The 25,194-nt window shown below is 68.8% G+C and carries 28 protein-coding genes; 17 read left to right on the top strand and 11 right to left on the bottom strand.

Annotated features, from left to right (window positions below):
• The first annotated feature begins 140 nt into the window (after window positions 1-140).
• From D0D37_RS32640 to D0D37_RS46915, 4 genes are all read left to right on the top strand, one after another.
• Window positions 141-1,469, top strand: coding sequence for an MFS transporter (locus tag D0D37_RS32640; protein ID WP_116204450.1), 1,329 nt, complete (start codon window positions 141-143; stop codon window positions 1,467-1,469).
• A gap of 14 nt (window positions 1,470-1,483) precedes the next feature.
• Entirely contained in the window at window positions 1,484-1,759 is a 276-nt protein-coding gene (locus D0D37_RS32635; protein WP_116204449.1) for a hypothetical protein, read from the top strand.
• A 69-nt stretch (window positions 1,760-1,828) separates the two neighbouring features.
• Window positions 1,829-3,100 (top strand): aminotransferase family protein, encoded by a 1,272-nt coding sequence (locus D0D37_RS32630; RefSeq protein ID WP_116204448.1) that lies wholly within the window; start codon window positions 1,829-1,831, stop codon window positions 3,098-3,100.
• Window positions 3,101-3,180: 80 nt separating this feature from the next.
• Window positions 3,181-3,348 (top strand): hypothetical protein, encoded by a 168-nt coding sequence (locus D0D37_RS46915; RefSeq protein ID WP_162834576.1) that lies wholly within the window; start codon window positions 3,181-3,183, stop codon window positions 3,346-3,348.
• 58 nt (window positions 3,349-3,406) lie between these two features.
• Here the strand turns inward: D0D37_RS46915 and D0D37_RS32625 are convergent, their stop codons facing one another.
• Both D0D37_RS32625 and D0D37_RS32620 read right to left on the bottom strand, forming a co-directional pair.
• Window positions 3,407-4,387 carry an esterase-like activity of phytase family protein gene (locus tag D0D37_RS32625; protein ID WP_244223755.1) on the bottom strand — a complete coding sequence of 327 codons (981 nt, stop codon included), beginning with the start codon at window positions 4,385-4,387 and terminating at the stop codon, window positions 3,407-3,409.
• A 279-nt stretch (window positions 4,388-4,666) separates the two neighbouring features.
• On the bottom strand, window positions 4,667-4,864 hold the full coding sequence (locus D0D37_RS32620) for a hypothetical protein (protein WP_037715481.1): 198 nt from the start codon (window positions 4,862-4,864) through the stop codon (window positions 4,667-4,669).
• A gap of 291 nt (window positions 4,865-5,155) precedes the next feature.
• On the opposite strand from D0D37_RS32620, the gene D0D37_RS47560 reads away from it, so the two are divergent.
• Window positions 5,156-5,311 (top strand): hypothetical protein, encoded by a 156-nt coding sequence (locus D0D37_RS47560; protein WP_208720255.1) that lies wholly within the window; start codon window positions 5,156-5,158, stop codon window positions 5,309-5,311.
• A 40-nt stretch (window positions 5,312-5,351) separates the two neighbouring features.
• On the opposite strand, the gene D0D37_RS32615 is transcribed toward D0D37_RS47560, so the two are convergent.
• The 4 genes from D0D37_RS32615 to D0D37_RS32600 all read right to left on the bottom strand — a co-directional run bounded on the left by D0D37_RS32615 (window position 5,352) and on the right by D0D37_RS32600 (window position 8,767).
• Window positions 5,352-5,852, bottom strand: a complete 501-nt coding sequence (locus D0D37_RS32615; protein ID WP_116204446.1) for a GNAT family N-acetyltransferase — start codon at window positions 5,850-5,852, stop codon at window positions 5,352-5,354.
• A gap of 16 nt (window positions 5,853-5,868) precedes the next feature.
• Entirely contained in the window at window positions 5,869-6,624 is a 756-nt protein-coding gene (locus tag D0D37_RS32610) for an IclR family transcriptional regulator (RefSeq protein ID WP_116204445.1), read from the bottom strand.
• Window positions 6,625-6,686: 62 nt separating this feature from the next.
• Window positions 6,687-8,138 carry a PH domain-containing protein gene (locus D0D37_RS32605; RefSeq protein ID WP_425266987.1) on the bottom strand — a complete coding sequence of 484 codons (1,452 nt, stop codon included), beginning with the start codon at window positions 8,136-8,138 and terminating at the stop codon, window positions 6,687-6,689.
• Between the two features lie 74 nt (window positions 8,139-8,212).
• Window positions 8,213-8,767, bottom strand: a complete 555-nt coding sequence (locus tag D0D37_RS32600; RefSeq protein ID WP_167493604.1) for a PH domain-containing protein — start codon at window positions 8,765-8,767, stop codon at window positions 8,213-8,215.
• A gap of 131 nt (window positions 8,768-8,898) precedes the next feature.
• Here D0D37_RS32600 and D0D37_RS32595 point away from each other — a divergent pair, with 131 nt between their 5' ends.
• Window positions 8,899-9,813: a proteasome assembly chaperone family protein gene (locus D0D37_RS32595; protein ID WP_116204442.1), complete on the top strand. Its 915-nt coding sequence runs from the start codon at window positions 8,899-8,901 to the stop codon at window positions 9,811-9,813.
• 196 nt (window positions 9,814-10,009) lie between these two features.
• Here D0D37_RS32595 and D0D37_RS32590 read toward each other — a convergent pair whose 3' ends face one another.
• Window positions 10,010-10,429: a MarR family winged helix-turn-helix transcriptional regulator gene (locus D0D37_RS32590; RefSeq protein ID WP_208720254.1), complete on the bottom strand. Its 420-nt coding sequence runs from the start codon at window positions 10,427-10,429 to the stop codon at window positions 10,010-10,012.
• An 83-nt stretch (window positions 10,430-10,512) separates the two neighbouring features.
• On the opposite strand from D0D37_RS32590, the gene D0D37_RS32585 reads away from it, so the two are divergent.
• Together D0D37_RS32585 and D0D37_RS32580 are read left to right on the top strand one after the other, a co-directional pair.
• The gene (locus D0D37_RS32585; protein WP_116204440.1) at window positions 10,513-10,932 is read left to right on the top strand and encodes a PaaI family thioesterase; all 420 of its coding nucleotides are present in this window, start codon (window positions 10,513-10,515) and stop codon (window positions 10,930-10,932) included.
• Between the two features lie 46 nt (window positions 10,933-10,978).
• Window positions 10,979-11,860: a class I SAM-dependent methyltransferase gene (locus D0D37_RS32580; protein ID WP_244223754.1), complete on the top strand. Its 882-nt coding sequence runs from the start codon at window positions 10,979-10,981 to the stop codon at window positions 11,858-11,860.
• Here the strand turns inward: D0D37_RS32580 and D0D37_RS32575 are convergent.
• Window positions 11,850-12,788 carry an MCE family protein gene (locus tag D0D37_RS32575; protein ID WP_162834578.1) on the bottom strand — a complete coding sequence of 313 codons (939 nt, stop codon included), beginning with the start codon at window positions 12,786-12,788 and terminating at the stop codon, window positions 11,850-11,852. The genes D0D37_RS32580 and D0D37_RS32575 overlap by 11 nt on opposite strands.
• Window positions 12,789-13,100: 312 nt before the next feature.
• Between D0D37_RS32575 and D0D37_RS32570 the strand changes: the two genes are divergently transcribed.
• The 3 genes from D0D37_RS32570 (at window position 13,101) to D0D37_RS32560 (ending at window position 14,920) form a co-directional block, all read left to right on the top strand.
• Window positions 13,101-13,295, top strand: a complete 195-nt coding sequence (locus D0D37_RS32570; protein WP_067576242.1) for a hypothetical protein — start codon at window positions 13,101-13,103, stop codon at window positions 13,293-13,295.
• Window positions 13,296-13,561: 266 nt separating this feature from the next.
• Complete coding sequence (locus tag D0D37_RS32565) at window positions 13,562-13,780, top strand: hypothetical protein (protein ID WP_116204437.1); 219 nt, start codon at window positions 13,562-13,564, stop codon at window positions 13,778-13,780.
• Window positions 13,781-14,464: 684 nt separating this feature from the next.
• Window positions 14,465-14,920 carry a hypothetical protein gene (locus D0D37_RS32560; RefSeq protein ID WP_208720253.1) on the top strand — a complete coding sequence of 152 codons (456 nt, stop codon included), beginning with the start codon at window positions 14,465-14,467 and terminating at the stop codon, window positions 14,918-14,920.
• A gap of 7 nt (window positions 14,921-14,927) precedes the next feature.
• Here the strand turns inward: D0D37_RS32560 and D0D37_RS32555 are convergent, their stop codons facing one another.
• Window positions 14,928-15,980 carry a reverse transcriptase family protein gene (locus D0D37_RS32555; RefSeq protein ID WP_116204435.1) on the bottom strand — a complete coding sequence of 351 codons (1,053 nt, stop codon included), beginning with the start codon at window positions 15,978-15,980 and terminating at the stop codon, window positions 14,928-14,930.
• A gap of 228 nt (window positions 15,981-16,208) precedes the next feature.
• On the opposite strand from D0D37_RS32555, the gene D0D37_RS32550 reads away from it, so the two are divergent.
• The gene (locus tag D0D37_RS32550) at window positions 16,209-16,673 is read left to right on the top strand and encodes a MarR family winged helix-turn-helix transcriptional regulator (RefSeq protein ID WP_116204434.1); all 465 of its coding nucleotides are present in this window, start codon (window positions 16,209-16,211) and stop codon (window positions 16,671-16,673) included.
• Complete coding sequence (locus D0D37_RS32545) at window positions 16,670-18,268, top strand: chloride channel protein (protein ID WP_244223753.1); 1,599 nt, start codon at window positions 16,670-16,672, stop codon at window positions 18,266-18,268. The genes D0D37_RS32550 and D0D37_RS32545 overlap by 4 nt, the downstream gene beginning before the upstream one ends.
• On the opposite strand, the gene D0D37_RS32540 is transcribed toward D0D37_RS32545, so the two are convergent.
• Entirely contained in the window at window positions 18,258-19,586 is a 1,329-nt protein-coding gene (locus D0D37_RS32540) for a class I adenylate-forming enzyme family protein (protein ID WP_116204461.1), read from the bottom strand. The two genes, D0D37_RS32545 and D0D37_RS32540, sit on opposite strands and share 11 nt — an antisense overlap.
• Window positions 19,587-19,644: 58 nt before the next feature.
• On the opposite strand from D0D37_RS32540, the gene wzm reads away from it, so the two are divergent.
• The 4 genes from wzm to D0D37_RS32520 all read left to right on the top strand — a co-directional run bounded on the left by wzm (window position 19,645) and on the right by D0D37_RS32520 (window position 23,484).
• Window positions 19,645-20,553 carry a galactan export ABC transporter permease subunit Wzm/RfbD gene (gene wzm / locus D0D37_RS32535; protein WP_116204433.1) on the top strand — a complete coding sequence of 303 codons (909 nt, stop codon included), beginning with the start codon at window positions 19,645-19,647 and terminating at the stop codon, window positions 20,551-20,553.
• A 148-nt stretch (window positions 20,554-20,701) separates the two neighbouring features.
• A complete protein-coding gene (locus D0D37_RS32530; protein ID WP_116204432.1) occupies window positions 20,702-21,781 on the top strand; it encodes a glycoside hydrolase family 3 N-terminal domain-containing protein in 1,080 nt (359 codons plus the stop codon).
• A gap of 529 nt (window positions 21,782-22,310) precedes the next feature.
• The gene (locus tag D0D37_RS32525) at window positions 22,311-22,613 is read left to right on the top strand and encodes a hypothetical protein (RefSeq protein WP_116204431.1); all 303 of its coding nucleotides are present in this window, start codon (window positions 22,311-22,313) and stop codon (window positions 22,611-22,613) included.
• Between the two features lie 361 nt (window positions 22,614-22,974).
• On the top strand, window positions 22,975-23,484 hold the full coding sequence (locus tag D0D37_RS32520; protein WP_116204430.1) for an isochorismatase family protein: 510 nt from the start codon (window positions 22,975-22,977) through the stop codon (window positions 23,482-23,484).
• A gap of 416 nt (window positions 23,485-23,900) precedes the next feature.
• Here the strand turns inward: D0D37_RS32520 and D0D37_RS32515 are convergent, their stop codons facing one another.
• On the bottom strand, window positions 23,901-24,758 hold the full coding sequence (locus D0D37_RS32515; RefSeq protein ID WP_116204429.1) for a LysR family transcriptional regulator: 858 nt from the start codon (window positions 24,756-24,758) through the stop codon (window positions 23,901-23,903).
• Between the last annotated feature and the right edge of the window lie 436 nt (window positions 24,759-25,194).

Below are 25,194 nucleotides of genomic sequence, written 5' to 3'. Positions count from 1 at the left end.
CTGGAATGCGCGAGCACGCTGCCAGTTCCTACCAATGTAGACAAAAACCCTGCTCAGCTACTACATTGAGGCTTGTGAGGATGGCCACTGATTATATACGATCTGGCACGTCCTGAAGCACCGTCAGCAGGGGAGGCGCGATGCCGCGCACGACCGGGATCAGCAGAGAGCACCGACGCGTCGTACTGGCGGCCATGGTCGGCACGACTATCGAATGGTTCGACTTCTTCGTCTACGCGATCTGCGCCGGACTGGTCTTCGCGACGCAGTATTTCGCGGTGCTCGGCAAGGACGCGCTGATCGTGTCGTTCGCGACGGTCGGGATCAGCTTCTTCTTCCGCCCGATCGGCGCGGTGATCGCCGGACATCTCGGCGACCGGCTCGGCAGGCGCGCGATGCTGATCCTCACGCTGCTGCTGATGGGGATCTCGACGGTGCTGATCGGCCTGGTGCCGAACACCGCGTCGATCGGCGTGTGGGCGCCGATCATCCTGGTGCTGCTGCGCATCGTGCAGGGGCTTTCGGCGGGCGGCGAATGGGGCGGCGCGGCTCTGCTCGCGGTCGAGCACGCACCCGCCGAGCGGCGCGGGCTGTACGGCGCGTTCCCGCAGATCGGCGTGCCGATCGGACTGCTGCTGGCCAACGGCGTCCTCGCGCTGGTCACCTCGCTGACGTCGCCGGAGCAGTTCCTGGCGTGGGGCTGGCGGATCCCGTTCCTGCTGAGCGTCGTGCTGATCGTCGCCGGCCTGATGATCCGGTCCAGGGTCGCGGAAAGCCCGGTGTTCGAGGAGGTCCGCGAGAAGAAGGCGCGGTCGAGCATGCCGCTGGTGCAGTTGTTCCGGCACCACTGGAAGCTGGTCATCGCGGGCGCGCTGCTGTTCGCGGCCAACAACGCCGTCGGCTACATGACCACCGGCGGGTACGTGCAGTCGTATGCGACGAAGACCCTGCATCTCGGCCGTTCGACGGTGCTGATCGCGGTGATGCTGTCCGCGGTCGCCTGGCTGGTGAGCACGCTGCTCGGCGGCTGGCTCGCGGACCGGATCGGCCGCGTCCGCACCTACCGGATCGGGTTCCTCATCCAGTTGGTGTGGATGTTCCCGTTCTTCGCCCTGGTCAACACGGCCAACGTCGGACTGCTTCTGGTGGCGCTGTTCCTGTTCTCGGTCGGGCTCGGGCTCACTTACGGCCCGCAATCGGCGCTATACGCGGAGATGTACCCGACGACAGTCCGCTACAGCGGCGCGGCGATCTCGTATGCGATCGGCGCGGTGCTCGGCGGGGCCTTCGCGCCGACCATCGCCGAATCACTGCAGACCAGCACCGGAACGGTTTACACGGTCGGCGGCTACCTCGCCGTGATGACCTTGATCGGCCTGGTCACGAGCTTCTTCGTCAAGGACCGGAAGGGCGTGTCGCTGAGTTCCGCGCCCGCGAACGCACCGGCGACGACCGTCGAAAACGTCTGAGCAGGGGGCGCGCGATGCGGACCCAGACCCGAAGCGACTACTGCGCTTGGCTCGACGCGGCCGCCCGCGACGCGCACGACGCGATCAACCGGATCCACGTCGAGGCTTACGCCGATCTGGTCCGCACCGCCGAGCTGTACAAGGGCGAGCTGGCGTGCCGCCGCCCGGCGCGGCGGTCCGCGCCCGGTCTGCCCGGCCGGGGACATCGCCATCGGGACACCGGACGGCGGAGTTCCGCGATGGCGCGCGTCGAGGGGTCGCGGTTCGCCGATCCCCGGCCGGGCGGGTAGAAAGGGCGGCGGCGGCCGGTCGCCGCTCCCCGCGGCGCCGGCCGGTTGAGCCGACCCCGAGGAGGAGCAATGCCGGACCAGCAGCCGAACCCGCTGTGGCACCCGTTCGCGGACATGGGCGCGGTCGACGGGAACCGGTTCGTGGTGACCCGCGGCGAGGGGTCCTATGTCTGGGACGACGCGGGCCGTCGCTACTTCGACGCGTCCGCGTCGCTGTGGTACTCGAACCTCGGCCACGGCCGTCCCGAGATCACCCGCGCGGTCACTGAGCAGCTGGAGAAACTCGACGCGTACAACCTGTTCGGCGGCGTCGCGAACGAGCCGGCGCTGAAGCTGGCGTCGCGGCTGTCCGAGCTGGCGCCGGTGCCGGGGTCGAAGGTGTTCCTCGGCTCGGGCGGCGGCGACATGGTGGACACCGCGGTGAAGATCGCGCGGTCCTACTTCGTCCACACTGGACGCCCGGACAAGACCCACGTCATCAGCCGGACCCAGGGCTACCACGGCACGCACGGATTCGGCACCGCCGCGGCCGGAATCCCGGCGAACGCGGAGGGCTGGGGCCCGCCGGCTGCCGATTTCTCCCAGGTGCCGTATGACAACGCGGCGGCGCTGGAGGAGGAGATCCTTCGCGTGGGCCCGGAGCGAGTGGCCGCGTTCTTCTGCGAACCGGTGATCGGCGCGGGCGGCGTGCTGCTGCCGCCGGACGGTTACATCGAGGAAGTGGCGGCGATCTGCCGCAAGCACGAGGTGCTGTTCGTCGCGGACTGCGTGATCTGCGCGTGGGGACGGCTCGGCACCTGGTACGGCATTGACCGCTGGTCGGTGCAGCCGGACCTAGTGACGACCGCGAAGGGCGTGACGAGCGGGACGATTCCGCTGGGCGTACTGCTGGTCGCGCCGCACGTGGCGGAGCCGTTCTTCACCGGAAGTCCGGGCGCCCCGATCCTGCGCCACGGCGCGACATACGCCGGGCACCCGGTCGCTTGCGCCGCGGCGAACGCGACGCTGGACATCTACGAGCGCGACGACATCATCCCGCGCGGCAAGGCGTTGGAGAAGCCGCTCGCGGACGCGCTTTCCGGCGCGGTCGGCCACCCGGCGGTGGCGGAAGTCCGGGCCGGGCTGGGATTCCTGGCCGCGGTGGAACTCGCGCCGGACCTGCTGTCGGCGGACCCGGGCGCGCCCGGCCGGTTGCACAAGTTCCTGTTTGAGGAGGGCGTGATCGTGCGCTCGCTCGGCAAGGGGATGGCGGTGTCGCCGCCGCTGGTGGCGGAAGAGGCGGAGTTGGACTTGCTGGCGGCGGCTGTTCCGCGGGCGTTGGACCGGTTGCTGAAGAACTGACGACGCCGCGGCGGCGCCGGGTTTCCGGTGCCGCCGCGGTTTGTCTGTCTACAAGGGACTATTTGCAGGCGAGTGTTCCGGTGCGCAGCGCGTGGTTGTCGTCGTCGGGCCACGCGACCTGCTTGCTGCCGTTCGCGCACGTCCTGTTTGAGGAGGGTGTGATCGTGCGTTCGCTCGGCAAGGGGATGGCGGTGTCGCCGCCGCTGGTGGCCGAAGAGGCGGAGTTGGACCGGTTGCTGAAGAACTGACGACAACTGCGGCGGCGCCGGGTTTTCGGTGCCGCCGCGGTTGTCTGTCTACAAAGGACTACTTACAGGCGAGCGTTCCGGTGCGCAGCGCGTGGTTGTCGTCGTTGTCGTCGTCGGACCACACGACCTGCTTGCTCCCGTTCGCGCACGTCGACTGCGGCGCGATCGCGAAACCCTCGTTGTTGTAGTTCGACATCCCGGACGGGCGGTCGTACTGCGCGGTGACCGCGAACGCACCCTTCGCATTGACGTCGAGCGTGCTGGTGCGGCCCTTGCACGTGTTGTCGCATTCGGCCCACAGATGGCCGGTCGACGGTTCGTACTCGAGATCCATCACCGCCGGGAACCCGCTGTCGATGGTGGCGACGCGGGTGTACTTGGTGCCGGACTGGTCGAGCGCGTACGCGTAGACCTTCCCGTTGGCCTCGAGCCCGACGAAGTACAGGCCGGTCCCGTGGTTCGGGTAGCTCGCCGGGTCGTAGGCGGCTTTCGTGTGCTCGTCCCGGAATTTGTGCGCGGTGAGCGCCGAGTCCGGCACCCAGGAGATGGCCTCGAGCCCCTTGTTGGGCTCGACCGACGGCAGATCCGAGGTGAGGTTCCACTCCCCGGTCGCGTTCAGCGATTTGCCCGACCCGGAGGTCGCGTACCGGAGCACTGCGGGCTTGCTGGTGTCGCCGTCGTCGTTGTCGCGCTCCGTCGAGGTGAAGACGCCGTCCGGGGTGAAGACGACCCCTTCGGCGTCCGGGTCGCCGCTGCCGTCGGAGTAGTGCATGGACTTGCCCTTGGCCCAGCCGTTGGCGGTGTCGGGCCGCCATTTGTTTCCGTCCTGGACGAGCCGGTACAGGGTGCTCGGGCCGTTCTTCACCGCCCACAGCACGGTGGGCGATTCGTAGGACAGGCCGCTGAGGTTGCTGCCGAAAACCCCGGAGTCGTCGGCGATGGCCACCTTCGACCCGCCGGGCCACGCGGTGGCTTTCGGGGCGGCCGCCGGCGCCGCGTGGGCCGCACCGGCCCCGACCGCGAGCGCGAGGACCGACAACGCGACAGTGACCCGGATTTTTCCACGCCGATGTGTTCCACGCTGATGCGCAAGCAAGGAGCCGCTCCTTCTGTCCGTCTTGGCACGGGTGCAGGACCGTGCCGAGGTGGTCGCTGCTGACAAGCGGCGGTCCCGCGTCGCGGGACTTACAGCAGTGGGTGATCGACAGTGGAGCACAAGGCGTGGCCAGTAAGCAACAAACAGCAGGTGACGTTGTCCCGATGATCGGCACGACGGTTTCGCGCCGCGCCGATCACCGCGGTTGTCAACGGGTAATGCTCATCGGGCGACGGTTCGCCACACCGGCACGTTGACGACCGCCGCCGGCATCCCGGGCGCGCCGCTGTCCCCGGGGACGATCGTGAACCGCCATTTGTCCACGCCGCCGCCCATGATCTCGGCATAGCGGCGGGCGCCGTCCGCGTTCGCGAAGCGCACCTGCTGACCACTGGCGAGATGGGTGATCTTGACCGCCACATTGCCTCCTGGGATCGATCGAGGGGACAGGGTTGTGCCTGGGTGCCGGCCTCGGAGCTTCCCCCTCCGGGGCCGGCTCGACCAGTAGAACACGTGTTCGATTCGCGGGGCAATCCAGGTCCCCCTCCCGAGCGACCCGGGAGCGGATCAACCAGCTGATCGTGGACATGTGGGCCGCCGTCGAACGGAAAGGCCCCCGCTACGACGAGTCCGAGCTGACCAATCAGCAGCACCTGGCCCGCCTGGAGCAGGACGGCTGCCTCTCCCGGAGAAAAGCCCGCCGACGGGCGAGTGCAGGTCTTCCGGCCCCGCGACCACGGCATCGCTTACCAGCACGCCATGGAGCACCGCTACCTCGAGGACTCCTGCGCCGCGAGTCTCACCCCGGCGGAGATGGAACAGATCGCGGCGTCGCTGGAGAAACTGAAGCGAGCCTTCGAAAACTAGACCGGGATTGGCCAAGGTCCCTTATGTCACAAGGAAGACGTCACCGAGCCCGCACCATCGCCACCCGCGGCCACCGGTCCAGCCCCCGCGCGATCTCCGTCCGCCGGATCTCCCTCAGTGCCGGTCCTTGCTCCTCGTCGGCCAGCACGCGGAACCCGAGCCGCTCGTAGTAGGGCGCGTTCCACGGCACGTCCGCGAACGTCGTCAGCGTCAGCCCGGACAGCCCCCGCTCCGCGGCCCACGCGGCGACCGTCTCGATCAGCGCGCGCCCCAATCCGCGGCGGGCGTGGCTCGGCAGCAGCGAAACCTGTTCCACGTGGCCGAAACCGTCGACTTCCTCGGCGAGCACGTACGCCGCGATCGTCCCGCCGTCGTCCCAGACCCAGCACCGGCCCGCGGACTGGAACACTGCGAGGTCCTCGACCGAAGGCGGTGCGTCGTCGGCGATCTCGGCCATCCCTACGGTCCGGAACGGTTCTCCGGCGGCACGTTCGAGGTCAGGCAGCGCGGGAAGGTCGGCGGGAGCGGCGAGACGGATCACCGGCCCGATTTTACGACTACACGGAGTACTCGGAAATCGCTTTTCCGATCTGCTCCGCGTAAGCGCGCAACGCCGTGATCGCCCGCTCGCGCTCCGCGTCGCCGATGCGGGTGGCCGGTCCGACGAAGGTCAGCACGCTCGGCCGGTGCCGGTCGACCTCGACCGGCACCGAACAGCACCACACGCCGTCCTCGATCTCGCCCCAGCTCTGCGCGTAGCGGTTGGCCAGCGCGAGCTTGAGGTCGTCGCGCACCTCGGCACCGCGTTCCCGGGCGATCCGGGAGACCTGGCGTTCGCGTTCGCCGTCGGGAAGCAGCGCGAGCAGCATCTTCCCGGTCGCGCCGACGCCGAGCGGGATCGAATGCCCCGGCTGGAACGTGAACCGCATCGGGCGGTCGCATTCCACCCGGTCGCTGCAGACCGCGACGTCGCCGAAGTGCTGGAAGAGCAGGACGGTCTCGCCGAGTTCGGCCACGGCCTCCTCCATCACCGGCCGCGCCGCCCGGGCCAGGTCGTTCGCGAGCCGAGCGGCGCGCGCGAGCGGCATGACGCGGCTGGTGACGTGGTAGCGCCCGGAGCGGGACTCCTCGAGCAGTTGAAGTTCCTTCAGCAGCTGCACGTAGCGGTAGGTGGTGGCGACCGGGCTGCCGATCGCCTCGGCTAGTTCCGCCACGCTGGCCTCCCAGCGCTGTTCGGTGAACGACAGCAACAGCTGGAGCACCTTGCGGGAACTGTTGGCGCCGGCCGTACGACGGAGTCCTGGTTCCGACATCCTGAACCTCTCCGTGGAGATCACCGAATTCAGTTGCGAACGCGTCGGTAAATTACCACAGTTCAGGGTTTTTCCGGCGGGGCAAGAAACGGCGTCAGCAATCCGGGTACGGCGGAGTCCGCGAGCGCGAGCCCGGCGCCCTCCTCGATGTCCAGCACCCGGTAGTGCCCGCGACCGGCGGCGACCGGCGCGATGACGGTCACGAGCCCGGCCCGCCGCTGGAACAACGACCGGTGCACGACGATGCCGGTGAGCCGGTCACGCCGGACGGCGACTGTCGCCCTGGCCAGCGACCCGGAACGGGTCACCAGGTACCGGCCGGTGATCGCGTGGCCGAGCGAGCGGTACCGGTCGAAGCCGACCAGGACGGCGAACGGCAGGAGCACGAGCGCGGCCTGCCACGGCCATTCCGGCAGCACGTCGAGCCGGGCCAGTGCGAACAGCGCGGCCGACAGCGCCAGCACGGCGAAGACGGCGCGGGTGATCCGGCGGGTCAGCGCGCGCCGGGAATGCCGCACGAGGGGGACATTCGCGAAGTCCTCGCCGAGCACGTCGCTGGCGATCTCCCGGGCCTTCGTCGCCGGAGCCGGCGGCAGCAACAGGCCGCCGCCGCGGTCCGCGCCCTTGCCCTCGCGCAGTCCGGCCGCGACCGCGACGCATTTCGCGCCGCCGACCATCCGCAGCGGCAACGGTTCCTTGATCTCGACGCCGCGCAGCCGGTCTTCCTCGATCGACACCGACCGCGTCGTGATCAGCCCGCGCCGGATGTGCAGCGTGCCGCCCGGTTCGCGAGTGAGCCGGAAGTTCCAGAACGACAACACGTATCCGCCGACCGACAGCACCGACACCAGCACGAGCAGCCCGGCCGCCGCCAGCACCACGGTCAGCCACACCGGTTGTTCGAGCGCGCGGGCGGTGAGGTCGCGCAGCGGTCCGAAGCTCGTCGGGTCGAAGTGCAGTTCGTGTGCGAAGTGATAGACGGTGCCGAGGATCGCGGCGACCACAGCGAGTCCGGACAGCGTGAACGGCGCGTAACGCACCCACCGCTTGTCGACCGCGGCGACGAGCGACTCCGGCGGTTGTGGCGCTTCGGATTCAGCCGGTTTCCGGTGCAGCAACAGGGTCCGCAGCCGTTGGGCTTCGGCGCGAGTGACCGCGTCGAGCACCAGCTGGTCCTTGCCCGGGCCTTTTCCGTGATCGTGCCGTCCGGTACCGATTCGTACTGCGGAAAGCGAGAAAAGCCGATGTTTCGGTTCCGAAACCACGTCTACGGTACGGATTCGGTCGCGCGGAATCGCGCGTTGCTTGCGCAGCAGCAACCCGGTGTGCCATTCGATCTGGGTCGCGGTGACGCGGTAGCGCGAGGTGAGGCAGTGCGAAATGCCGACGCCGATCGTCACCGCGGTGGCCACGAGACCGAGCCACTGCCAGTAATTTCCGTGGCCGAGCAGCAGCGCGCCAACGAGCACCGGAAGAGACTTGACGAGGTCGAGAACCGGGCGGATCAACAACATCCGGCGGTCGAGGCGATGCCAGGGCGCGTCGCCGGTGCCTTCGGCGGCGACCGGCACGGAGGGTGCGGTGGCGTTCACGTCGCGTCCCCGCGGGCAGCCTGGGTGGTGCGGGTCAGCTCGTCAGCCAGCGTGACCGCGACCTCCCGGTCGAGCCCGGAGATGCGCAGCGGCCCGGCGGCGGACGCGGTCGTGACGGTGAGCCGGGCCAGCCCGAACAGCTGCTCCAGCGGGCCGCGTTCGACGTCCACCGTCTGGATCCGCGAGATCGGTGCGATTCGCCACTCCTGCTTCAGCCAGCCGGACTGGGTGTAGACGGCCTCGCCGGTGACTTCCCAGCGGTGCACGCGGTAACGCCACTGCGGCATGACCAGCAGGTGCAGCGGGGCCAGCACGCAGGAGAGCACCAGCGTCACCGTGAGCCACGACGGCGGGTCGTCCGCGGTCGCGACCACCACCGCCTGCACCGCGAGCACGATCAGCCAGCCCGCCCCGGCCGAAGCTGCCCAGTGTCCGATCGCCCGGCGGCTCACCCGGTGCTCGGGCGGGCGCAGGCGCAGGTGAAGAGTGGTGGATTCCTCGGTGTTCACCTGCTCAGAGTGCCCGACCGGACGGGCCGATGCCCACGACAAGTGTCACGAAGCCCCGATCCGGGTGGCCGGCGAGTGCGGGGCGTTACTATTTCGGCCGCGCGCGGGATGGATTCGCAGCCGGGCCGCGTTGTACCGCGTACGTCCGTGCAAGCGAGCAGCAGGAGGATCCGGTGGGACTCGATCCCGAGGAACTGTACGAGGTGGACTCGGACGTCCCCGACCTGGACGGAGCCGTGCTCCTGCACTTCTTCGAGGGGTTCATGGACGCGGGCTCGGCTGGGCGGCTGGTCACTGACCACCTCACCGGCGAGGTCGAGAACCGGGTCGTCGCGCGTTTCGACGTCGACCGGCTCATCGACTACCGGTCGCGCCGCCCGACGATGATCTACGCGGTCGACCACTGGGAGGAATACGAGGCTCCCGAGCTGGTCGTGCGCCTGCTGCACGACGACGACGGCATCCCGTTCCTGCTGCTGTCCGGCCCGGAGCCGGACCGCGAATGGGAGCTGTTCGCGGCCGCCGTGCGACAGCTGGTGGAGCGCTGGGGGGTGCGGCTCGCCGTGGGGTATCACGGGATTCCGATGGGAGCCCCGCACACGCGCCCGCTCGGCGTCACCGCGCACGCGACCCGCGAGCACCTGGTCGGCGAGCATCAGCCGCTGCCCAACCGCATGCAGGTCCCGGGCAGCATGGACGCGCTGCTGGAGTACCGCTTCGGCGAATGGGGCCACGACGCGATGGGCTTCGCCGCGCACGTGCCGCATTACCTGGCGCAGTCGGCCTATCCGGCCGCCGCGCTGACCATCCTCGACTCGATCGGCAAGGCCACCGCCCTGCGCCTGCCGGACGGCGAACTCCGTACCGCGGCCGAGGTGGCCAAGGCGGAAATCGACCGCCAGGTCGCGGAATCCGAGGAATCCGCTGACGTGGTGCGCGCGCTGGAGCGTCAGTACGACACGTTCACCGAAGCGTCCGGGCACAGCCTGCTCGCCGAATCGCAGGAACACATGCCGACGGCGGACGAACTGGGCTCGCAGTTCGAACGGTTCCTCGCGGAACAGGGCGGGGACGGCTCCGAACGCTGAGCCGAGAGGTAGGCAACGCCTGCGGATCGGACCGTCTGCCAGGCCCACCAGAGCCGGGCTGTCATGATCGCCACGCCGGACATGGTGCGGCCCGCACGTTGCCGGAAGGCGGCGGGGGCGAGTGTGGTGGGTGACATCTGCGTTCAGGCTAGCCGGTGCGCCGCCCGCGGCAACCGGGGGCGCCGCGGTTCTGGGGTCAGCCCGGCCAGCCCGCCAACTGCCGCAGCGCCTCGCTGGTCGGCCCGAACGCGTCGCCTAACAGCTTGTGCAGTTCACGGTTGAACGACTCGATCACCGGCCGCAGGCGGGCGAGCGTCGCGTTCCCCTCCGGCGTCAGGTCCAGCACCAGCGCCCGGTGCTGTTCGGGGTGTTGCTGCCGGACGATCAGCCCGGCCTCGATCAGCCGCGCGGTCATCGCGGTGATCGCCGATTCGCGCTGTCCCAGCTCCGCGGCCAGTTCACGCTGGGTGAGCCCCGGCTGATCGTGCACCGCGAACAGCGCGCCGAGCTGCGAGGTCGTCACGCCGGCCGCGGCGAGGCAGCGCCGGTCGCCCTCGACGCGCAATCGGTGCGCCGCGCTCTGCAGCAGGAAGAAAAGACGTTCGTCGGCGGCCATGCGGGGATCTTGACAGTGTTCTCCTCCCGCCGCCATCCTCACTTCACTACTGAAGTACTTCACTACTGAAGTGAGGATGGCGAATGGACCTGGACTTCGCGCGCTCCGGACTTGCCGCACAACCGTTCAGTGTTCTGCTCGGCGCGAGAGTCGAGGAATTCGGCGACGGCCGCGCGGTGCTGGAGTTGGACGTTCGCGACGACCTCCGGCAGCAGAACGGCTACCTGCACGGCGGCGTTCTCGCCTACGCCGCGGACAACGCGCTCACCTTCGCCGCCGGAACAGTCCTCGGCCCGCAGTTGCTGACGAGCGGCTTCTCCATCGACTACCTCGTTCCCGCCGACGGCGTGCTGCTGCGCGCGGAAGCGACGGTCGTCCAAGCGAGTCGTTCGCGGGCCACCTGCCGCTGCGATCTGTACACAGTGGACGGAGAAGGAAACGCGACGTTGTGTGCGGCCGCTCAGGGATCCGCGGTGGTCCGGCGGTCGGCTACTCCTGGGTAAACCGGGCCGCGCGGGGCGGTGTCCGGTTGTCCGCTATCGTCCCGGGATGAACCAGGAAAGCCAAGATCGGCTGACGACAAGGACTTTGGGCCCTGCGCTGCGCCGGAAGGCCGGCCTGGTGCTGCGCCGGGCCGCGGCCCGGCTGCACGATCCGCTCGCCGACCAACTCGCCGACCAGTTCGCGCAACTGCGCGCGGAACTGGAGCGGACGCGGGAGGAACTGCGGTCCGAGGTGGTCCGGCAGGGGGATCGGCTGCTGGACCGCGTGGTCGAATTCGAGATCCGCAGCCGTCGCGACATCGTGTACGCCGGCGATCAGGACGCGGCGTTGGAGAGCAACGTCTTCGCTCGCGAAAGCCTGATCGGGGCACAGCATTTCGGCAGCCCGAAGGAGACGCTGGAGTACGCGCTTTCCCTCGCTCCCACCGGCGGGATGGCGCTGGAGTTCGGCGTCGCGACCGGCAACAGCCTGCGCACCATCACGGCCGCGCGCGAGGCGACCGAGGTGTACGGCTTCGATTCGTTCGACGGCCTGCCCGAGGCGTGGCTCAACGGCATGCCCGCCGGCGCCTTCGCCCGCGACGACCTGCCCGACGTTCCGGGAGCGGAACTGGTCGTCGGCCTGTTCTCCGACACTCTTCCCGGATTCCTGGAGAAGCACTCCGAACCGGTCGACTTCCTGCACATCGACGGCGACCTCTACAGCTCCGCGAAGACGGTGCTGGACAACGTCGGCCCGCGGCTGCGGGTCGGCAGCATCGTGCAGTTCGACGAGTTCTTCAACTTCCCGGGCTGGAAGCGGCACGAGTACCGGGCGTGGACCGAGCATGTCGAGAAGACCGGGGTCGAGTTCGTTTACGAGGCCTACACGTACAACGACAACCAGGTCACCGTGCGGATCACCGGCGGTCCGGGGCTTATGGAGTGAAACAGCCGTTTTCGTTGAGCGGTCCGATCGCGGGAAGGATCAGGCCGCACAGGTAACCGTCGATCCACCGGCCGTTTCCGGTGAGATTCGCGGCGAATCGGACGAGCGGGGCCATTTTCAGGATTCCTTCACCGAGTGCCGCGCGGTTTCGTTCGAGCATCGCGGTCAGCCGGTCGAGCTGAGTCAGCACCGGGCCGAGTTCGCGGTCGTTGTCGGCGACGAGCCCGGACACCTCGACGCCTAACTGACGGGCTCCGGCGAGCAGCGCCTGAATGGCCGACTCGCGCTTGCCCACTTCGTCCAGCAGCTGGTTGCCGTCGGTGAGAAGCCGGGTCAACTGGGCGTCGCGGTCGGCGAGAGTGGTGGAAACCGTGCGTGCTTGGGCCAAAAGGTGAGCCAGTTTCGCATCACGGGCGGAAAGGGAGTCCGACAGCCGCGACAGCCCGGTCAGCGTGCCGCGCACGGCGGCCGGTGTGTGCGCGAAGGTCTCGGAAATAGCGTGGAAGCTGCGCGACAACTGGTCGGTGTCGATGGCGTCGATGGTCGTGGCCAGCTGCCGGAACGCGGGCAGCACGTCATACGGAACAGCGGTCCGGTCGCGCGGGATCGGCGTATCCGGATCGAGTGACCCGGATCCGGCCGGGTCGAGCGCGAGATATTTCTGGCCGAGCAACGTTTTGATCCGGATCGCGGCCGATGTCCGGTCGCCGAGCCACGCCCCCGACACCCGGAAAGACACCCGGACGGACGCGCCGTCGAGGGAAACCTCAGCCACCCGGCCGATTTTCACCCCGGCGATCCGCACGTCGTTGCCGGTCGCGAGCCCCGCGGCTTCGCTGAACTCGGCGGCGTACGCGGTGCCGTCGCCGATGATCGGCAGATCCGGTGCTCGCACTGCGGTCAGGACGCCGAGGACGAGCACAGTCATCCCGACGAGAGCGGTGCGCACGGGGCGCCGGTCGGGAGACACAGCGTGGATAGTGGCTCGCCCAGCCGGGTGAGGCCAGCCATGCCACCCGAATGGGCGCTTTTGTCTTGTGTCCACTTAGGACGATGGCCGCTCCCGCCCTGCGCACGCCCCCTTTTCCGGTACCGCACCGGCCGCTCCCGTCGTGTGCCATTCTGGCCTGGCAGGCCGACGTGACCGGAGTCATCGGAACATCCGGTGCGGCTCGGCCGTTGAAGGGGTGTGCAGCGAGCGCGGAAAACCCGCGCCGACGCCGATCGGGGAGGAGCCACCATGCGAGACCTGACCACCGGATTGCACCCGGCGCCGGACCTCGTGGACGACACGGACGCGGCCCGGCAGGAGGAACGTCGTCGCAAGGCGGCGCTGGCCGTCGCGTCCCGTTCCAAGGACGCGCAGGAATGCGCCCTGCTGCTGGACATGCTGGGGCTGCACGCTCCAGGCGGCAGCCGGACCGAGGTCGCCTGAGGCGCTTTCGGTTCCGCCGAGGTGTTGTCCGGGGGAAGAACACGCCGCGACCGGGGTGCGGACCGGCCGCGGGTTTTGCCAGCTTCGCGCCAGTCTGACCCTGGGGAGGGCCGGGCTGGTCGCGGCTGAGCGGTAACGAGCTGGACGGCTCGGCTGTGTTGGCGGCCGGGCTGTTTGGTGTGGGGTGAGTGGTTTCGGCTCTGGTTGACCGGGGAAACCCGGCGGGGCGGCCGCGCGGCGCTCCGGCCGGAGTTGGTTGTGTCCAGGTGACTCTGCGGTGTCTGGCCTTCTCGTGGTCGGGTTTCATCGCCGCATCGCCGCATCGCCGCATCGCCGCATCGCCGCATCGCCGCATCGCCGGACCGCCGCATCGCCGGACCGCCGGACCGCCGGTGGCCGCACCGCCGGTGGCCGCACCGCCGGTGGCCGCACCGCCGGTGGCCGCACCGCCGGTGGCCGTGTCCAACCAGCTCTGCGGTGCGTAGCTCTCTCGCGGTCCGATTCCTTCCCCGCGACGCTCCGGCCGTAGCTGCCGTGTCCAGTCGGCTCTGTGGCGCCTGATCTTCCCGCGTTCAGATTCCATTCCCGCAACGCCGATCCCACTGTCGGCCGAATCGCGCAGGAGCGTACGCGGTCGCGAGCGGAAGCGGCAGCCACCTCAGAGCAACTCGCCTCCCTCGGCCCCGTGCCCCCGATTGGGCCGAACGGGTGAAATCGCCACCAGAAACCAAGCTGAGAAACGGCCTCGCCAGAGGCAACCGAAGCGCACCCCGCCCGGAGGCCTGCTCCGTTTGGGCGGTACAAGCCCTTGCCATGAAAGCGATTCGCGACCGTCGCCCGTCGCGAGCCGTGCGCTGTCCACATGGGTCAGTCGACCTCTGATGCGGATTCCGCAGCGACTTACCCCGCCCGCGTCGGCAACCCAACCCAAGCCGCGAAACCAATGCGGAAATCGCTCCGCGCCACAAAGCCCCGCGAACCCCGTCGAGACTCCCGATTCCCGAAATGCCACAAGAATTCCCGGGCTTGCACGGTCGGGTACTGTCGATGCCCCTGGGTGATATTTTGCTCCGAACGGCTGAGTGCCGACGACGTATCTGTCACTCTGGTGGAGCATCCTGTACCGGGAAGCGGCCTGGGTCGGGACCGGGCGCAGGGGAGGAAACGCTGTGCAGTACCTGCGGGAAGACGAATACCTCACTCGCCAGCAGCGAGCGCTGGCGGAAATGGTGCGCCGGGGACGGCGGAAGCGCAGTTTTCAGCTGGCGGAACATCTGGCGGCGGAGGGCGGGGTGCACCGGTCGGACGTACTGGCCGTGACGGCGCTTTTCCTTGCCTGCCAGGCATTTCGGCGGGGCGACGCCGTCGCCGTGCAACGATTTTCGAGCGCGTTTCGCAGTTGTGAACGAAGCAGCGTGGATCTTGCCCGGCAGCTCATGCGATTGGAAGCGGGCCGGGAACAGGGGTGGCTTCCGCGCGTGCATTATGACGAGCTTTTTTCCTACGCTTGGCGAGAAAACCGGCCCGACATTCTGGTCAAAGCCTCGTTGATTCAGCCGCGCGATGTTCCGGCGGCCGGATGGTGGGCCGAGATGGAGCGGAATCTCAGCCTGTTATCGGTCTGAACCGCGTTCACGGCCAGTCGATCCGGCTGAACAGGCCGCGCAATTTCGCGCCGCGGGTTTCGTTCGTGGCGCTGATCCACGCGATCCGGCCCAGCAGGTGCGCACGGAAATCCGGGTGCCCGGCGCGGTTCTGCGGCGCGGGGCCGGTCCGGACGCAGTTGTGCAGCACCGCCCGCAGCTCGTCGTACTCGGAGCGAGCGACCGCTGGCGCGGCGTTCACCACCAAGCCCGCGACGCGTTGCTGCCGGTAGGCCGGTTTCACTGACGTCTTGTCGTCGCGCAGGCGGAAGCCCTCGTCGGTCACGATCCGCCGGACGCCCGGCAGCAACCGGTGCAGCGGCAGGCCCGCGTCGCCGGAGAAGGCGAGATCGTCGGCGTAGCGGGTGTAGTTCGCGCCCAGCACGGCGGCGAGGCCGGAGATCCGCCGGTCCAAGCGGTTGGTGACCGCGTTTGCTACTGAGGGCGACGACGGCGCGCCTTGCGGGAGGTGCGTGCCGGCGAGGTGGCTCAGCATCCTCGAGCGCGCGGGCGCGGAACGCAGGACGTCGACCGGAGTGCGGGTGGTGAGGATTCCGGCGACGGCGGCGGCGACGGCCGGTGGGTATCCGGCCAGATCGAGCAGCGAGCGCACCCGGGACGCGGAGACCGTCGGGAAGAAGCCGGCCAGATCCAGCCGCACCACCAGGTCTTGTCCGGCGTGCGGGCGGGCGCAGGTGTGGATCGAGCGGCCGCGGCGGAAACCGTGCGCGGCCTCGTGGACCGGCAGCGCGTCGAGCACGTGCCTGCGGACCCGGCGTTGCACCTCGGCCAGCCGGGGCTTGGGCCGTTCGATCAGCCGGGCACCGCCGGTGGCCGTCGGGATCCAGCGGTAGCTGTAATGCCGCAGCACCGGCCGGGAGCGCCGGTGCCAGCCGCGTTCGTCGGCGAACCAGGACAGTTCGCCGGGAGTGAGGTCGAGGGCCGCGGCGCATTCGTCGAACGTCGTCCACCGGGCGACCGGCCAGCGCCACACCGGCATCGGTTCGAGGAGCGACGCGGAGGCGACTCGTTCTCCGTTCATCCGCGCTGTCTTGCACGCGGAGCGTGCCGCCGCTGCGCGGGGCGCTGTGGGTACGTGTCGTGCTGCTCCCCGGGGTTGCCCCGGAGTGGGTGGTCCTCCACCAGCTCACCTCCGCGTCGCTCAACCCCACCCTAGCCAAGATCACCGACAAAACGGGCGGCCCGGGGAAGTCGCCCGTGACCGAGCCCACCCTTGACCCGGGGCCTTGCCTATAGCAACTTTTGCACTATGCAAGCTTTGGCGGACGACGTGGCCGATCTCGAGCAGCTGACTCGCGTGCTCGTGGCCGTGGCCTGGGACAGCGCGCACGCTGCCCCGCGCGGCGTCACCTTCCCTCAGGTGCGATTGCTCGTGGTGCTCGACAGCCTCGGACGCGTGCCGTGTTCACGGCTCGCCGAGGCGATGGGTGTCAACGCTTCCTCGGTCACGCGGCTGGCTGACAAGCTCGAGGCGCACGGGTACGTCGTGCGCGGCGAGGACGAGCACCGCCGCACGGTCGTGACGATCGAGGTCACCGCCGCCGGACGCGAGGTCGTCGCGGGCGTGGTGGATCGACGGCACCGCGCGCTGTCCGAGCTGCTGGCGGAAGTGCCGGCCGCGCGGAACCAGGCGGTTTCGACGGCGGTCCGCGACCTGGTCGCGGCGGCGGAATCGGCACCGGGTGTGCCCACGGCCGGACCGGGCCGGCTGTGAAGATCCCGGCGCGGGCCGCGCACCTCGGCGACTTCGCAGTCAATCCGCGAATGCTCCTGATCACCGCGATCGCGCTGCCGGTCGGCGGCGCGGCGGCGGTGGCGGCGTTCGCGTTGCTCAAGCTCATCGGCTTGATCACCAACCTGGTCTTCTACCAACGCGTCGCCACGGATCTCGTCGCGCCGGGCGCGCAGCACCACCCGTGGTGGCTCGTGCTGCTCGCGCCGGTCGTCGGCGGGCTCGTGATCGGCCTGATGGCGCGCTACGGCTCGGAGAAGATCCGCGGCCACGGCATGCCGGAGGCGATCGAAGCGATCCTCACCGGCGGCAGCCGGGTGGCCCCGCGCGTCGCGGTGCTGAAGCCGGTTTCGGCGGCGGTCAGCATCGGCACCGGCGGTCCGTTCGGCGCCGAGGGACCGATCATCATGACCGGCGGCGCGGTCGGTTCGATCCTCGCGCAGCTGCTGAAACTGTCCGCGGACGAACGCAAGACGCTGCTCGTCGCCGGTGCCGCGGGCGGGATGGCGGCGACGTTCAACGCGCCGCTCGCGTCCGTCCTGCTGGCCGTGGAGCTGTTGCTCTTCGAATGGCGGCCGCGCAGTCTCGTTCCGGTCGCCGCCGCGGTGTCGGTCGCGACGGTGTGCCGCGGCTTCCTGCTCGGCACCGGACCGGTTTTCGGGGTCCCGTTCACCGGAACCAACCCCGGCCCGGCCGCCGACGGTCTCGCCCTCGTGCCCGGACTCACCGGCGGGTTGCTGGCGATCGGCGCGACCGCGCTCGTCTACTTCGCCGAAGATCTTTTCGCGCGGCTGCCGGTGCATTGGATGTGGTGGCCCGCGATCGGCGGCCTGGTGATCGGCATCGGCGGCTTGATCGAACCGCACGCGCTCGGCGTCGGCTACGACGTGATCGACGCGTTGCTCACCGGGCACGCGACCGCGTCGCTGATCGTCGGAATCCTGGTCGTGAAGACGCTGATCTGGGCGCTGTCACTGGGATCCGGGACCTCTGGCGGCGTGCTGGCGCCGGTGTTCATGATCGGTGCCGCGCTGGGTGCCGCGGAAGGCGGTTTGCTGCCGCAGGTCGCGCCGGGATTCTGGGCGACGTGCGGGCTGGCCGCGGTGGTCGGCGGCGTGATGCGGTCGCCGTTCACCGGGATTGTGTTCACTTTGGAGCTGACTCACGCGTGGAGCTACCTGCTGCCGCTCGTCGTCGCGTCGTTCTCCGCGTACGCGCTTTCGGTGTTGCTGCTCAAGCGTTCTGTGCTCACGGAGAAGATTGCGCGCCGACGTCTGCACCTCACTCGCGAGTACACGACTGATCCACTTGAGACGTTCTTCGTGCATGAAGTGATGACGCACCAACCGGATGTGCGGATGTCGGCGGATGTCATCGTGTACGCGGACGACACTTTGCGCGACGTCGCGAACGAACTGGCGCTCGGCCATACGACGCAGGCGTTGGTGGTCGACCGGCATGATCCTTCACGGGTGCTCGGCAAGGTGACGTTGGCGCAGTTGCTGCACGCGCGGCGGCGCGACCTGCACGAGGAGCATCACCGGGAACGGCTGCTGGGGCCGTCGGTCAGCGCCTGAGCCGCTGTTTGTCCACTTTGCCCACCGGAGTGAGCGGCAGCTCGTCGCGGAACTCCACAGTGGACGGTACGAAATGCTCGCCGCCGAGTTCCTCGCGGACCTGGTGGCGGAGTTCGTCAGCAGTTGTGTTGTCTGCGACCACTACCGCGTGCAGAAGGGTTCCGTCCGGGCTGGCCGCGGGGACGACGGCGGCGGCTTTCACCTTGGGATGGCTGAGAAGTGCGTGCTCCACTGTGGTCGAAGAGACCTTCGTGCCGTGCTCGCCGGTGACGATGACGTCGTCGATCCGGTCCTCTAGATAGAGGTAGCCGTCGTCGTCGAAGCGGCCGAGGTCGCCGGTGTGCAACCAGCCGTCGCCGATCGGTGGTCGCCCGTGGTATCCGTCCATCATGGACAGTCCGCGCACGAGTACTTCGCCGTTCTCGATCCGGGCTTCCATGCCTGGCACGATGCGCCCGACCGATCCGAGAAGCTCCGGCCGGGCAAGGACTTCGTCCGCGGAGATGCTGGCGATCATCGGCGCTTCGGTGAGCCCGTAGCCCTGTCCGACGACCGGGCCGAACACTTTGAGCGCCTCCGCCAATCGGCGGGGCGGCAACGGCGCGGCTCCGAGGGAAAGCTGCTGCACGCTCGATACGTCCGTAGTGGACAGGTTCGGATGGTCGAGAACTGCGGCGAGCCGGGGCGGGGTAAGGGAAAGCGTCGTGATGCGATGGCGCTCAACATCGGCGAGAAGCGTTTCGGCGTCGAACTCCCGATGCAGCACCACGGTGTTGCCGCAGCAGAGCGCGCCGAGGACTGCCGCGTTGCCGGTCATATGCGTGAGCGGCGCGGTGACGAGGGCGGTTTTGGTGCCGTCCGGCTGGAAAATGTGAGCCACGCCGTCGTAGATTCCGCTGTGCCGGATCAGTTTCGGGGTTCCGGTGGTGCCGCCGCTGGGGAAGATCGCGGTTGCCCGGTCTGGCAATATGTCCGGAATGGACGGACGCGCGAGGGCGAGCGTGTCGAGTTCGGCGTCAGTGAGCAATGTCGCTCCGGTGGCCGCCAGTGTCGCAGCCCGCGCCGGACGGCTCGCGGACGCCGCGATCAGCACGACTTCCAGGCCGCGTAGCTGCGCGGCAAGCTGGGCGAGCACCACTTCCGGCCGGTTGGCGGCGTCGATCGCCACCATGCCGCGTGCTTCGGCAAGCCCACTGTACAGCCGCGACAGCAGCTCTGACGCCGCCCGGTACGTCATCGCGGTGTCGTCGTGGCGGAACAACACGGTGTCGCCGCCGTCGCGGAGTGCGGAAAGGATGCGGGACAGGAAAAAGCTCACGCGGCACACCGTAGTCGCGTGTTGGCCGAGAACGGCGATCGCGGCTAGATTCGCTCTCATGACCGCTCCGCCCGCGATCGACGCGGACTCGAAAAGCTGGCGCCGCGCGTTCGCCGACCTGCAGGCCGGACTGCGTGCCCGGGAACTGTGGGCGTTGCTCGCGTGGCAGGACATCAAGCAGCGCTACCGCCGTTCGTCGCTGGGGCCGTTGTGGATCACCGTCGGGATGGCGGTCACCGCTCTTGCGCTGGGCGTGGTGAACTCCGCGCTGTTCGGTACGTCGATTTCGACGTTGCTGCCGAGCATCACCACCGGTCTCATCCTGTGGAACTTCATGAACGGCTGCATCGTTGAGGGCTCGGAAACGTTCATCGCGAACGAGGGGATGATCAAACAACTGCCGGCGCCGGTGTCGGTGTACGCGCTGCGCACAGTGTGGCGGCAGGCGTTGTACCTGGCGCACAACCTCGTCGTGTACGTAGCGGTGCTGGCGATCTTCTTCGGCAAGCTCTCGCAGCCATACCGCTTGGTGGACAAGGCAGGCGCGCTCCTGCACCCCGGGCTCGGCTGGGGAATGCTGCTCGCGGTGCCCGCGCTGATGCTGGTCTTGCTGAACGGTGCGTGGGTGGTGCTGCTGTTCGGCGTGGTGTCCACGCGGTTCCGCGACATCCCGCCGGTGATCCAGAGCTTCATCACGATGCTCTTCTACGCGACGCCGATCATGTGGTCGATGGACCAGGTGCGCGCGATGAATCAGGCCTCGCACGAAGGTTTTGGCTCCATCGCGGTGAATTTGCTGCAGCTCAACCCGGTGTACCACTTCGTCGAGATCGTGCGCGCGCCGCTTGTCGGGCAGCAGCAGAGCTGGACGCACTGGCTCGTCGCGGGCGTCGTGACGGTGATCGGCTGGTCGCTGGCGTTGCTGGTGCTGCGCAATTACCGGGCGCGGGTCGCTTACTGGGTCTGATGTCCACTTCGGACTTCGGCCTCGTCTCTGAGGTCCGGGCTGATCGTCACCTCCGCGTCTTGGCCTCGCCGCTGTCCTGTGCGCAGTGAGCACACCCGCTCGCCGAGGGTTAGCGTTGTACCACGACCCGCGCGCGAACGGAGGTCCCATGAAGCGTCGAAAGGCATTGCTGGCTCTGGGCGTGACGGTGCTCGCGATGAGTACGATCGCCGCCACCCCAGCCGACCTCACCCCACGGCAACTGGCCGGACAACGGGTGATCTACTCCTATCCCGGCCTGACCCCGCCCGCCGGGTTGCTGCAACGAATCCGCGCCGGAGAAGCAGCAGGCGTGATTTTCTTCGGCGAGAACATCTCGAGTCCGCAACAGATTACCGACGTCATCCGACAATTACGGGACGCGAACGCGCAAAGCCCGGTGCACCGCCCGCTGCTGCTGATGACCGATCAGGAAGGCGGCAAAGTCCGTCGCTTGCCCGGCGAGCCGGTTCTGTCGGAGAAGCAGGTAGCGCAATCCGCGGACCCCTCCGCCGCGGCCAAAGCCGCTGGTGCTGGAGCGGGCCAGAACCTCGCCGGGGTCGGCATGAACGTGAACCTCGCGCCGGTTCTGGATGTCTACCGCCAACCGGGCAATTTCATCGACAAGTACGGCCGGTCCTACAGCCAGGACCCACAGGTGGCCGGTGCGCTGGGCCGGGATTTCGTGACCGCCCAGCAGTCAACCGGCGTCGCCGCGACGGCCAAACACTTCCCCGGTCTGGGCGCCGTCCCGGCCGGAAGCAACACGGACGTCGGCCCGGTGACGCTGAACGTGCCGTTGCCGGAACTGCGCGCGAAGGACGAGGCTCCCTACCACCCGGTGGTCGACGCGGGGGTGAAACTGGTGATGCTCTCGTGGGCCGTATACCCGGCTCTGGACGCTTCCCTTCCTGCGGGACTTTCGCCGACGGCAGTGCAGGAACTCCGCAACGGCACGAATTTCTCCGGAGTGACGGTGACGGACGCTCTGGAGGCTGGTGCGCTGAAGTCCTATGGAGGGCCGGGAAACCGTGCGGTGCTGGCGGCGAAGGCCGGGATGGATTTGATCCTGGCTTCCGCCCGGGATGTGAGCCAGGGTGACGATGCTGCTTCCGCGCTGGCGACGGGGTTGTCAGACGGATCCCTGCCGAGCGGGGAGTTCACGGCGGCGGTGGACCGGGTTTCGGCGTTGCGGGATGGGGTGAAGTAGGGGCTTACGCCGGTGGGGTCGCGGGTGCGTTGGTGAGGCCGCGGGCTCTGTTTCGCCGATGGGCATTGTCGGTCTCCTGGCGGGGCACGGGTGCTTTCGTCGGTGGAGTTGTCGGTGCCTCGGTGCGGTGCGGGCGCTGCTTTCGTCGATGAGCGTTGTCGGTGCCTCAGCGAGCTGCGGCGCTGCTTTCGGTGAGCCTGATCCTGGCGGCGAGCTACGGGGCATGGCTCCCAACGCGCGTCCCCACCCACCAGAGCTTCAGGCATCGCTCCCGGGATCTCTCGCCATCCGGCTCCGCGGCGCGGCATCCAGTCAGCGGTGTCCTTCCTTCGAGTTGGATGCGAGCCTGGTCGTCGCGCGGTCTCTGCTAACGCTGTCGTAGCCGGGACCTGCACGGCACCCGACCTGCCCTCTGCGATTGCCCAGCAGACAAACCCCCGTTCCGGTGACACCCGGCGGTGTGGACATCGCGCTGTCAGCGGGCCGAACGGGCACCCTTGCGTGCGACCCACCCACGACGGGAGGACGAATGCAAGCTTGGTGGCTCCTGGTGGCCGTCGCCGCGGTGTTCGTGGTGCTGGCCGTGGTGTTCCTGCGTCGCGCCGCCCGCCGCCGCTCTGCTGTTCCGCCGCCGGCCGCTCCTCCGACTGCCCCGCCGGACGTCTCCGCGCGCCGCTGGGTCTCCCCGTCCGACGACGTGCCCCGCCGCGCCCGCCACCGGCTGGACGAGGCGCATCCCCTGGCGCGCTACCCGGTCGCCCGGCAACGCCCGGTGCGGCATCCCCGGCCGTCGACGCAGGAGGATTCCGCACGGGAGCGGCGAGACCCGTAACTCGAGGTCTGGCGACGAGCCGCCGAGGAAGTAGTGCTGGCGGGCAGTTCCGGCGGATGGGTCGCCGAATGCGCGGCCGAGAGCGCCAGTTGCCGGAAACTCGCCCTGGCCGAAGCTCTGCCGAAGATGCGCTCGGGCGGCGATTCTGGGCACGCCTGGAGATTCACCCGAGGCCCGGCGCGAGATCTGCTCCGGCGCAGGTTTCTGGACATTCACCTGCGTCCAGACGGGAGATCCGCTTCCGCGGATACGGTGCCGATTCCGGTCCAGTACAAGGCTGCCAACGGTTTTGTCTGCGTTCATCCCTGTGGGGGAACGCCAAGCGCCGTTTTTTGTCGGTGCCCGCTGGAATGCTTCCGGCATGGTTCCCGCACTGCTTCTCATCGACGTCCAGAACAACATGCTTCTCCCGCCCACCCCGGTGCCCGCCGCGGACCGAGTCGCCGCCGCGATCTCGCGCGTCCTGGAGCGGGCGCGGGCCGCGGGCGCCCAGGTGGTGCACATCCGGAACAACGGCACCGGCGAAGACCCCGACGTGCCCGGTACCTCCGGCTGGGAACTGGTGCACGAGGTCCGTCCGGGTGAGCACGTAGTCGACAAACAGACACCCGACTCCTTCGCCGATACCCCGCTGGGCTCCCTGCTGCCGGAGTCAGCACAGTTGGTCGTGGCCGGAATGCAGAGCGACTTCTGCGTCCGGGCCACGTCCTTGGCTGCTCTCAAACGGGGTCATGAGGTCACGCTGGTCCAAGACGCCCACGCCACATACGACGACGAACTCTCCGCCGCGGAGGAGAGCGCTCGGGTCGATGAGGAGCTGTCCGCGGCAGGCGTGAAGCTGGTCGGAAGCGAGGAGGTGGTCTTTGCCTGATTCCGGCGCCGTCAAGTTGGCGGCACAGCCGATGCGCTTCCGCGGTGGCCGATCGATTTCATCGCTGAATCGCAGCGAAAACAGGTGTTGGACTGGGTGGTCGGCGCGCGCCAATACTCAGCCCATGACGTCTGCGCCTGGCGATTCCACCGAGAGTTCCGGCCGAAACGACGATCGACGCATCGACGGTTCTGTGTCGGCGGACCGGTCCGCCGACACAGGGTCTGGCCTGGGCGCTTCGGCAGCCGATGTCGAGTCGGTCGACGGAGAGACTCGCGACGTCGTCCGGTTGTTGCGGAGGTTTGGCGGGCGCGCGTTCGCGTTGGCGTTCGTCGCTGGGATCACCGGGCTGACGACCGTCGCGCTGGTCTTGGGCTTGGTCGGGTTTGCGTTGGTGCTCGCGCCGGTGCGCGGGGTCAGGCGAGGAGGTGGGCCAGCAGCGCGCGTGCCGCCGGGTTGGTGAGGTTTGCCGAGCGGCCGGTCAGGTAGATGGTGCGGGCCAGCGTCGGCTGGGTGAGGTGGGCGTACGGCAGCCCGGACCTCGCGGCGACTTGCTCGGGAACCACCGTGACGCCTAGGCCAGCTGCGACCAGGTCGACTAGCAGCGGGACGTTTGTCGCCTCACAGACTTGGTCGCGGCGGACTCCGGCTTCGGTGAAGGCGCGGTCGACTAAGGCTTGCAGGCCGCTGCCGGTGAAGTCTACGAAGGGTTCACCGTCCAGTTCTGCCAGCCGGACTCGGCGGCGGGTCGACAGGCGGTGCCCCGGGTGGGCGAGCAGGACCAGGTTTTGCTGCCAGCTGGCGAATTCGGCCAAGTCCTCCGGGAGCGGACCGCCCACATAGGACAGATCCAGTTCGCCGTCGGACACCGCGGCGGTCAGTCCGGGGATCGTGCCTTCCCGGACGCGCAGCCGGATTCCCGGGTAGCGGGCGCGGAATTCGCCGAGCTTCGCGGGCAGGTCGATGACGGTCAAGGTCTGGATGGTGCCGATCGACACTCGGCCGCGCGCGAGACCGGTCACGGCGGCTACCTCGCCTCGGGCGGAGTCGACATCCGCGGCGATTTGGTGGGCCAAGGGGAGCAGAGCCTCGCCTGCGGGTGTGAGGGTGACTCGGCGGGTGGTGCGGTCGAACAGCTCCGCGCCGAGGTCGGCTTCCAGTTTCCGGATGGAGGCACTCAGCGCGGACTGCACGACGTGCACGTCCTGGGCGGCGCGGGTGAAGTTGCGGTGCCGGACTACGGCGAGGAAGTGTTCGACCTGCCTCAGCTCCAATCGGCTTCGCCTCCGTCTCGCCACCGGAAGAGTGGTGCCCGCCGAACGTACCGCGCGAGCCGGTTCGCGACGGTGGATCTAGGCAGAGGCGGGGGTCACGGCAGCTGGGCCCGACGCTGCCAGGGGAGGCGGTGGGTCAGCGCGGGCTGTGGTTGCCGCCCTTGGCGGCGAGTTGTGGTGGCTGGAAGCGGCGGGTGCGCGAGGGCGAGGGTGGTGAGTTGAGGTGGCGGAAGGCAGTGGGTTCGCGCGGGGAGCTGGTGCCGGGCTCGGCGGTGAGTTGCGGCGGCTGGATGCGGTGGGTTCGTGCGGGCCCGGGATGCGGGACTCGGCCGTGAGTTGCGGTGACTGGCAGTGGCGGGTTCGTGCGGGCCCTGTCTCTTATAAACAACTGAGGCTGCCGGAGAATAGAGGAGGAGAGATCTCGGGGGTCGCCGTA

It is taken from the genome of Amycolatopsis circi (genome assembly GCF_003385235.1).
GTDB lineage: Bacteria > Actinomycetota > Actinomycetes > Mycobacteriales > Pseudonocardiaceae > Amycolatopsis > Amycolatopsis circi.
The sequence above is the reverse complement of the archived record's forward strand: the minus strand, read 5'-3'. Positions and strand labels throughout refer to the sequence as shown.

Bases quoted from the DNA above. Each gene is read 5' to 3' on its own strand.
- D0D37_RS32640 (WP_116204450.1), top strand. From the start codon at position 141: ATGCCGCGCACGACCGGGATCAGCAGAGAGCACCGACGCGTCGTACTG.
- D0D37_RS32635 (WP_116204449.1), top strand. From the start codon at position 1,484: ATGCGGACCCAGACCCGAAGCGACTACTGCGCTTGGCTCGACGCGGCC.
- D0D37_RS32630 (WP_116204448.1), top strand. From the start codon at position 1,829: ATGCCGGACCAGCAGCCGAACCCGCTGTGGCACCCGTTCGCGGACATG.
- D0D37_RS32610 (WP_116204445.1), bottom strand. From the start codon at position 6,624: ATGTCGGAACCAGGACTCCGTCGTACGGCCGGCGCCAACAGTTCCCGC.
- D0D37_RS32605 (WP_425266987.1), bottom strand. From the start codon at position 8,138: ATGTTGTTGATCCGCCCGGTTCTCGACCTCGTCAAGTCTCTTCCGGTG.
- D0D37_RS32590 (WP_208720254.1), bottom strand. From the start codon at position 10,429: ATGGCCGCCGACGAACGTCTTTTCTTCCTGCTGCAGAGCGCGGCGCAC.
- D0D37_RS32585 (WP_116204440.1), top strand. From the start codon at position 10,513: ATGGACCTGGACTTCGCGCGCTCCGGACTTGCCGCACAACCGTTCAGT.
- D0D37_RS32580 (WP_244223754.1), top strand. From the start codon at position 10,979: ATGAACCAGGAAAGCCAAGATCGGCTGACGACAAGGACTTTGGGCCCT.
- D0D37_RS32575 (WP_162834578.1), bottom strand. From the start codon at position 12,788: ATGACTGTGCTCGTCCTCGGCGTCCTGACCGCAGTGCGAGCACCGGAT.
- D0D37_RS32570 (WP_067576242.1), top strand. From the start codon at position 13,101: ATGCGAGACCTGACCACCGGATTGCACCCGGCGCCGGACCTCGTGGAC.
- D0D37_RS32555 (WP_116204435.1), bottom strand. From the start codon at position 15,980: ATGAACGGAGAACGAGTCGCCTCCGCGTCGCTCCTCGAACCGATGCCG.
- D0D37_RS32550 (WP_116204434.1), top strand. From the start codon at position 16,209: ATGCAAGCTTTGGCGGACGACGTGGCCGATCTCGAGCAGCTGACTCGC.
- wzm (WP_116204433.1), top strand. From the start codon at position 19,645: ATGACCGCTCCGCCCGCGATCGACGCGGACTCGAAAAGCTGGCGCCGC.
- D0D37_RS32530 (WP_116204432.1), top strand. From the start codon at position 20,702: ATGAAGCGTCGAAAGGCATTGCTGGCTCTGGGCGTGACGGTGCTCGCG.
- D0D37_RS32525 (WP_116204431.1), top strand. From the start codon at position 22,311: ATGCAAGCTTGGTGGCTCCTGGTGGCCGTCGCCGCGGTGTTCGTGGTG.
- D0D37_RS32520 (WP_116204430.1), top strand. From the start codon at position 22,975: ATGGTTCCCGCACTGCTTCTCATCGACGTCCAGAACAACATGCTTCTC.